The sequence below is a fragment of the Arthrobacter sp. B0316-1-20 genome (assembly GCF_059091865.1).
Window position 1 is genome coordinate 1 of record NZ_JBNHHC010000107.1, and the last position, 6,465, is coordinate 6,465.

Annotated in this window: 5 protein-coding genes and 1 pseudogene; 2 read left to right on the plus strand and 4 right to left on the minus strand. The window is 67.2% G+C overall.

The features are described from left to right. A partial coding sequence (locus AC5RW2_RS39535) for an FAD-binding oxidoreductase (RefSeq protein ID WP_494075210.1) occupies positions 1–873 on the plus strand: 873 nt, incomplete at its 5' end. A gap of 14 nt (positions 874–887) precedes the next feature. Here the strand turns inward: AC5RW2_RS39535 and AC5RW2_RS39540 are convergent. The 4 genes from AC5RW2_RS39540 to AC5RW2_RS39555 form a co-directional block, all read right to left on the minus strand. After that, on the minus strand, positions 888–2,291 hold the full coding sequence (locus AC5RW2_RS39540) for a DUF4032 domain-containing protein (RefSeq protein WP_494032309.1): 1,404 nt from the start codon (positions 2,289–2,291) through the stop codon (positions 888–890). 16 nt (positions 2,292–2,307) lie between these two features. After that, positions 2,308–3,390 carry an ABC transporter ATP-binding protein gene (locus AC5RW2_RS39545; protein ID WP_494032310.1) on the minus strand — a complete coding sequence of 361 codons (1,083 nt, stop codon included), beginning with the start codon at positions 3,388–3,390 and terminating at the stop codon, positions 2,308–2,310. Between the two features lie 111 nt (positions 3,391–3,501). Continuing rightward, positions 3,502–4,308 carry a trehalose-phosphatase gene (gene otsB, locus AC5RW2_RS39550; protein ID WP_494032311.1) on the minus strand — a complete coding sequence of 269 codons (807 nt, stop codon included), beginning with the start codon at positions 4,306–4,308 and terminating at the stop codon, positions 3,502–3,504. Continuing rightward, positions 4,301–5,821 (minus strand): alpha,alpha-trehalose-phosphate synthase (UDP-forming), encoded by a 1,521-nt coding sequence (locus AC5RW2_RS39555; protein ID WP_494032336.1) that lies wholly within the window; start codon positions 5,819–5,821, stop codon positions 4,301–4,303. The genes otsB and AC5RW2_RS39555 overlap by 8 nt, the downstream gene beginning before the upstream one ends. A gap of 207 nt (positions 5,822–6,028) precedes the next feature. Between AC5RW2_RS39555 and AC5RW2_RS39560 the strand changes: the two are divergent. Continuing rightward, positions 6,029–6,465: pseudogene (locus tag AC5RW2_RS39560) on the plus strand (DsbA family protein); the annotation flags it as partial.

Consider the following 6,465-nt stretch of genomic DNA (forward strand, 5'->3'; position numbering starts at 1 on the left):
GGCATCACCGTGAGGCTTCGGTACCTACCGGTTGATGTGCAGACAGTCGCGGCATTCTTCCCGGACCTTGAGGCGGCCGCCGCTGGTGTCCTGGCCGTGGGCGGCGCGCGGGTGCAGCCTGCCATCATGGAGTTGCTGCAGGCGACGGCCATGGCATCACTGGACGCGCGCCACGGCTCCAACCTGCGGGAGCGCGGCGCCGCGCTGCTGCTCATCCAGACCGACGGCTTCGGCGCAGCGGCCGAAGCGGACGTGGTCCGCCGGGTACTCGCGGCTTCCGACGGAAGCATAGCGGCAGGAGACAGGGCGGAGGCGGAACAGCTGATCGAGCTGCGCCGCCACAGCCGCGTACTGGACGTTGTGCACGAATACCGGGTCGGCGAGGACGTTGCGGTTCCGCGGTCCCGGCTGGTGGATTACGTCGCCGCGCTGGAGCGGATGGCGGCCGAACACAGCCTTCCGCTGGAAGTGGTCGCCCATGCGGGCGACGGGAACCTGCATCCCAGTTTCTGGGTTCTGCTTCCCACCGACCGGACGGCTCTGAATGTATCGGAACGGGCTGAGTTCGAGGCACAGATTGCCAGGCTCAATGCCGTCCTGGACGAGTCGATCGCAGTGGCCCTTCGGATGGGCGGGACCATCACCGGCGAACACGGTGTCGGGCAGTACAAGCTGCGCTGGCTCGGCTGGGAACAGGCCCCCGAGGTGCTGGCGCTGCAGCGCCGGATCAAGGAACTCTTCGATCCGCGGGGCATCCTCAATCCCGGCAAGGCGCTGCCCGAGGCTCTGCCGGAGCCGCTGCCGCAGGCTCCTGAGGCTGCAGGCGGTCTTCCCCGGGAAGGCTCGGGGACGGAAACCGCCCTCAAGCACTAGCCGTCCGCAGCCGCTCAGTCGTCCCCCAGCGCCTCGCCCTCGAGGATCTTCATGGTCTGGATATCCGGATCCAGCAGGATGGCCGCCTCATCGCGGCGGTGGCGCAGCACCGTATCGATGTATGACTGGACGGCCTCCGCCAGGGGGACGTTCCTGTCCTGCTGTTCGGACATGTACCAGCGGTGTTCGAGCACCTCGTGGACCACCTCCGCCGGTTCCAGCTTCCCAGCCAGTTCACGCGGGATCGACCGGACAATCGGCTCGAAAACGTGCCGCACCCAGGCATGGGCGCTGATGTCTTCGTCCGTGTCCGGGAAGTTGTCCGCGCGGTAGGTATCCATGTCGTTCAGCAGGCGGCGGGCCTGGTTTTCCTGGGCGTCCAGACCGGTGAGGCGGATCAGGCGCCGCTGGTGGTGGCCGGCGTCGACCACCTTGGGCTGGAGCTGGATGGTGGTGCCGTCCGGGTTGGTCCGGATCGCCATTTCCTCGACGTCGAACCCCAGTTCGTTCAGCCGCCGGATGCGGGCCTTGACCCGCCAGCGGTCGCCGAATTCGAAGGATTCCTTGGCCGTCAGTTCCGCCCAGAGCCTGCGGTAGCTGTCCATGATGCGTTCACTGGTGGCCACCGGATCGACTTCGCTTTCGATCAACCCGCCTTCCAGCAGGTCCATCAGTTCACCGGCAATGTTGACCCGTGCGATCTCCAGGTCGTATTCGCGCTGTCCGGAGGACAGCTGCGGATACAGTTCGCCGGTTTCCGCATCCACCAGATAGGCAGCGAAGGAACCGGCGTCGCGGCGGAACAGCGTGTTGGACAGCGAGACATCACCCCAGTAAAAGCCGATCAGGTGCAGGCGGACCAGCAGCAGCGCCTGGGCATCGATCAGCCGGGTCAGCGTGTCCCGGCGCAGCTTCTGCGAGAACAGCGCCCGGTAGGGCAGCGAAAACTTCAGGTGCCGGGTGACCAGCACCGGATCCAGCGGCGCTCCGGCCGCGGACGTCCGCCCGGTGATGACAGCCACTGGCTCCACGCACGGGACATCCAGGCGCTGCAGCTTGCGGAGCATGTGGTACTCGTGACGGGCCACATGCTCGGCGGTTTCCTTGATGGCAATGACGGATCCGCCCAGATGCGCGAACCGCACGACGTGCCGGGAAATCCCCCGGGGCAGTGCCGCCAGCGATTCCATCGGCCAGTCTTCCAGGCCACGGTCCCACGGCAGATCCAGCAGTTCCGGATCCGCCGCGGCCGCGGTGATGTTCAGCGATCCCAGGGCGCCGGGCGACGGGGTGTCACGCCGGGGCAGCTTGCCCTTCTGCTCCCAGTCCGTCGGCTCGTCGCGCCAATTGGCGCCCGCGCGTCCCGCCGCGCCAGCAAAATCCGGCGCGGCTGCCGGCGTACCCTGTGGATCCGTCATGGGTGCTCGGAGGCCGTCAGGCGCCCAGTCGCTGTCCGGTGGTGGTGTCGAAGAGGTGGACGTGGCCGGGGACGGGGCGGACATGGACGGTGTCTCCCTTGACCGGCGGACGGCGGCCGTCGGTGCGGGCGACGATGTCGTGGTCCCTGCCGTCCAGGGTGGTGTGACCGTAGATGTAGGCGTCGGCGCCCAGTTCCTCCACGACGTCGACCTCCACGGCCAGCCCCTCGCCCGCGGGTGCGGCCTCAAGGTCCTCCGGGCGCACCCCGAGGGTGACAGTGCGGCCGTGGGCCTGGCCCAGCACCTCGGCCGGCACCGGGTACACGGTGCCGCCGAAGAGGACACCGTTGTCGGTGACGGGCAGTTCGAGCAGGTTCATCGCGGGCGAGCCGATGAAGCCGGCGACGAAGACATTGTCCGGGTGGTCGTAAAGCCGGCGCGGGGTGTCCACCTGCTGCAGCAGTCCGTCCTTGAGCACGGCGACGCGGTCACCCATGGTCATGGCCTCGACCTGGTCATGGGTGACGTAGACGGTGGTCACGCCCAGACGGCGGGTCAGGGAGGCGATCTGGGTGCGGGTCTGCACGCGCAGCTTCGCGTCCAGGTTGGAGAGCGGTTCGTCCATCAGGAACACCTGCGGGTTGCGCACGATCGCCCGACCCATGGCCACGCGCTGGCGCTGGCCGCCGGAGAGGGCCTTGGGCTTGCGGTCCAGGTACTCCTCCAGGTCCAGCAGTTTGGCCGCCTCGCGGACCCGCTCGGTGCGTTCCTCCTTGGACACCCCGGCGATCTTGAGCGCGAACCCCATGTTGTCCGCCACCGTCATGTGCGGGTAGAGCGCGTAGTTCTGGAAGACCATGGCGATGTCGCGGTCCTTGGGCGGCACGTCGGTCACGTCCCGGTCGCCAATCAGGATCCGGCCGGCATTGACGTCCTCCAGGCCGGCGAGCATCCGCAGGGAGGTGGACTTGCCGCAGCCCGAGGGGCCGACGAGGACCAGGAACTCGCCATCGGCGATGTCCAGATTGAGCCTGTCGACGGCGGGCTTGTCGGTGCCCGGGTACAGGCGGGTGGCCTGGTCAAACGTTACCGTTGCCATGGTTCTGATTTCCCTTCACGGGCAGGTACGTGCCCGACGATCCGTAGTGATGGGTGGATATTCAATTCTGCGGTGTGAAAGACACCACGAAAATCAGTATGGCATTGGCTGTCAACCGGCCGTTGCGCCGGTGCGCAGCTCCACCAGCCGTTCCAGCACGTGCTGGAACGCAGCGGGGGAGTCCACTCGGAAGCCCGCGGCGGTGCTGCCGGGGCCGATCTTGATGCCCACGTCCTGCGGCTGCAGGATCTTCATGGCATGTTCGTCCGTCACGTCGTCCCCGGCGAAGAGCACCGCGGTGGCATCCGCCAGGGACCGCAGCAGTTCCAGTCCCTCGCCCTTGTTGGCATGGACCACCGAGCATTCCAGCACGCGCTTGCCGTCGGTCAGGTGCAGGCCTTCCAGTTGCCCGAGGCGAAGGCGCGCCGCCTCGGTGGCGGCGGCAGCAACGGCGTCGTCCGCGGTCCGGGTGTGAAGCACGACGCCGGCCGGTTTGTTTTCCAGCACGGTCCCCGGATGTGCGTCCACCACTGACTGCACGACGACGGTCGCCTCCTTGAGCAGGGCTGCCTGCTCTTCGGTCAGGGACAGCGGCTCGGCATCCGGGCCGGTCCAGGTCTCGGCCCCGTGGCTGCCGATCAGCAGGATGCGTTCGCCGGGATTGGCGACGATCCGGAGGCTGTCCAGCGCGCGCCCGGAGATGAGGGCCGTCGTCGTATCCGGCAGTTGCGCCAGCGTCTCCAGCGCCGCCGCGGAACCGGGAAGGGAGCGGGCGTCGCCCGCATGCTCGACAATCGGAGCCAATGTCCCGTCGAAATCCAGCGCGACCAGCAGCCGCTCGGTGCCGCTGATCCTGCGCAGCGCGGAGTCGAGGTCGCTGCGTTCGGTACCCGATGCGGTTCCGGCCTGGTCAGGCATTCCCATCCCCTCCCGGAAGACGGGGTTCTTCCTCCCCGCCCTGGAGGGCGCGGAGGAAGTTCCGGGACCAGCGTTCCACATCGTTCTGCAGCACCTGCCGGCGCATGGCGCGCATGCGGCGCGCGGCTTCGGCGGGGGAGAGGTTGACGGCCTTGACGATGGTCTCCTTGAGGCCGTCGATGTCATGCGGATTCACCAGCAGGGCCTGGCGCAGCTCATCCGCGGCGCCGGCAAATTCGCTGAGCACCAGAGCACCGCGGTTGTTCAGCCGTGCCGCAACATACTCCTTGGCCACCAGGTTCATGCCGTCGCGCAGCGCGGTAACCAGCATGACGTCGGCGGCCAGGTACAGGGCCACCATCTCCTCCACCGGGTAGCTGTGGTGCAGGTACCGGATCGCCGTGGAGCTCATCGTGTCGAAGGTGCCGTTGATCCGGCCCACCGAACCTTCGACCTCTTCGCGCAGCAGCCGGTAGTGCTCCACGCGCTCGCGGCTGGGACTGGCCACCTGGATCAGGCTGACATCCTCTACGCAGACCGCGCCGTCTTCGAGGAGTTCGCCGTAGGCCTTGATCCGGTGCGCGATGCCCTTGGTGTAATCCAGCCGGTCCACACCCAGCAGGACTGTCTTCGGATTGCCCAGTTCGCGGCGGATCTGGCGGGAGCGTTCAATGACGTCCTCGCGCTGGGCCAGCGTGGTGATGTGGTCCACGTCGATGGAAATCGGGAAGGCTTCGGCCCGGCAGATGTAGTCCAGGCCGGCCGGGTCGTTGCGGACGTGCACCTGCTGCTGGCGGGTGGTGTAGCCGATGAAGCGGCGGGTGCAGCGCAGGAAATTGCTGGCGTCGCTGGGACGCTGGAAGCCGACCAGATCCGCGCCGAGCAGTCCCTCCAGGACCTGCCGGCGCCACGGCAGCTGCGCGAAGATCTCCATCGGCGGGAACGGAATGTGGTTAAAGAAACCGATCTTCAGATCGGGGCGGGCCTTGCGCAGCAGGCGGGGCACCAGTTGCAGCTGGTAGTCCTGGACCCACACGGTGGCGCCCTTGGCGGCTACGGTAGCAGCCGCGGCGGCAAAGCGGTTGTTGACCATCCGGTACGTTTCCCACCAGTTCCGGTGGAACTCCGGCGGAGCGATGACGTCGTGGTACAGCGGCCACAGTGTGGCGTTGGAGAATCCCTCGTAGTAGAGCTCCACTTCTTCGGCGCTCAGCGGCACCGGAACCAGGTGGGTGTTGTCATGGTCGAAGGCGTCGAGTTTTTCGTCCGGTGCGCCGTGCCAGCCCACCCACGCACCGTCCGCTTTGGACATAACGGGAGCCAGCGCCGTGACCAGGCCTCCGGGGGACCGCCGCCAGCTGCTGCTGCCGTCTGCTTCCATGATGCGGTCCACCGGCAGCCGGTTGGAAACCACCACGAAATCGTATTCCCCGGGCCCTCCTGCCCCTGGAACGCCTTGTGGCTGGGGGGTGGGCGCGGCGGTTGCCGCTCCCCGCGGCCGTACGGTACTGATCGGTCGTGTGTCTGTATTTACGGTGTTCAAAGTGGCTCCCTACTCGAGTCGGCCCGTAATGCGACTCTACCCTCCAAAGGAAACTTTCCGGTGGCCCGGCCCGTTGAATATGGCGTAGATCCTGGCGGGCTGCGGCGCGGTTCACATCAATTAAACTCTAGATTTGCCGCCGTTAGCGGCCCCGTACGTTCCGAGACCAGAGGAATCATGGCTAACCAGAACCAGCCCCGGCTGACCAAGGCTGAACGCACCGCTGCAGCCCGCGAGAAGGCACGGCAGCTGAGGGAACAGCAGCAGAAGAAGGAGCGGCGGACCAAGCAGTTGGTGCGCTGGGGTGTGGTAGCGGCGGTGGTGGCGATCATCGCCGTCGTCGCCCTGATTGTCACCAGCAGCATCCGCGCGCAGATCCCCGACGCGGGTCCCGCGCCGGCGTACGGCAACCAGTACGGCGGCGTGACCGTCACAGCCGGCGGCGCCCTGGTGGACACCGAGCCGTTTACCGCGGACATCAGCACGCTGCCAGAGGAGACGGCAGCGGCCGGCACCATCCCGTCCGGCGTGGCCGCCGCCCCCGCCGGCGAACCGGCGCAGATTGTTGTCTATGTGGACATGCTCTGCCCGTTCTGCAAGCGGTTCGAGGAGCA

Coding starts and splice junctions, on each gene's coding strand:
- AC5RW2_RS39545 (WP_494032310.1), bottom strand. CDS start 3,390: ATGGCAACGGTAACGTTTGACCAGGCCACCCGCCTGTACCCGGGCACC.
- AC5RW2_RS39540 (WP_494032309.1), bottom strand. CDS start 2,291: ATGACGGATCCACAGGGTACGCCGGCAGCCGCGCCGGATTTTGCTGGC.
- otsB (WP_494032311.1), bottom strand. CDS start 4,308: ATGCCTGACCAGGCCGGAACCGCATCGGGTACCGAACGCAGCGACCTC.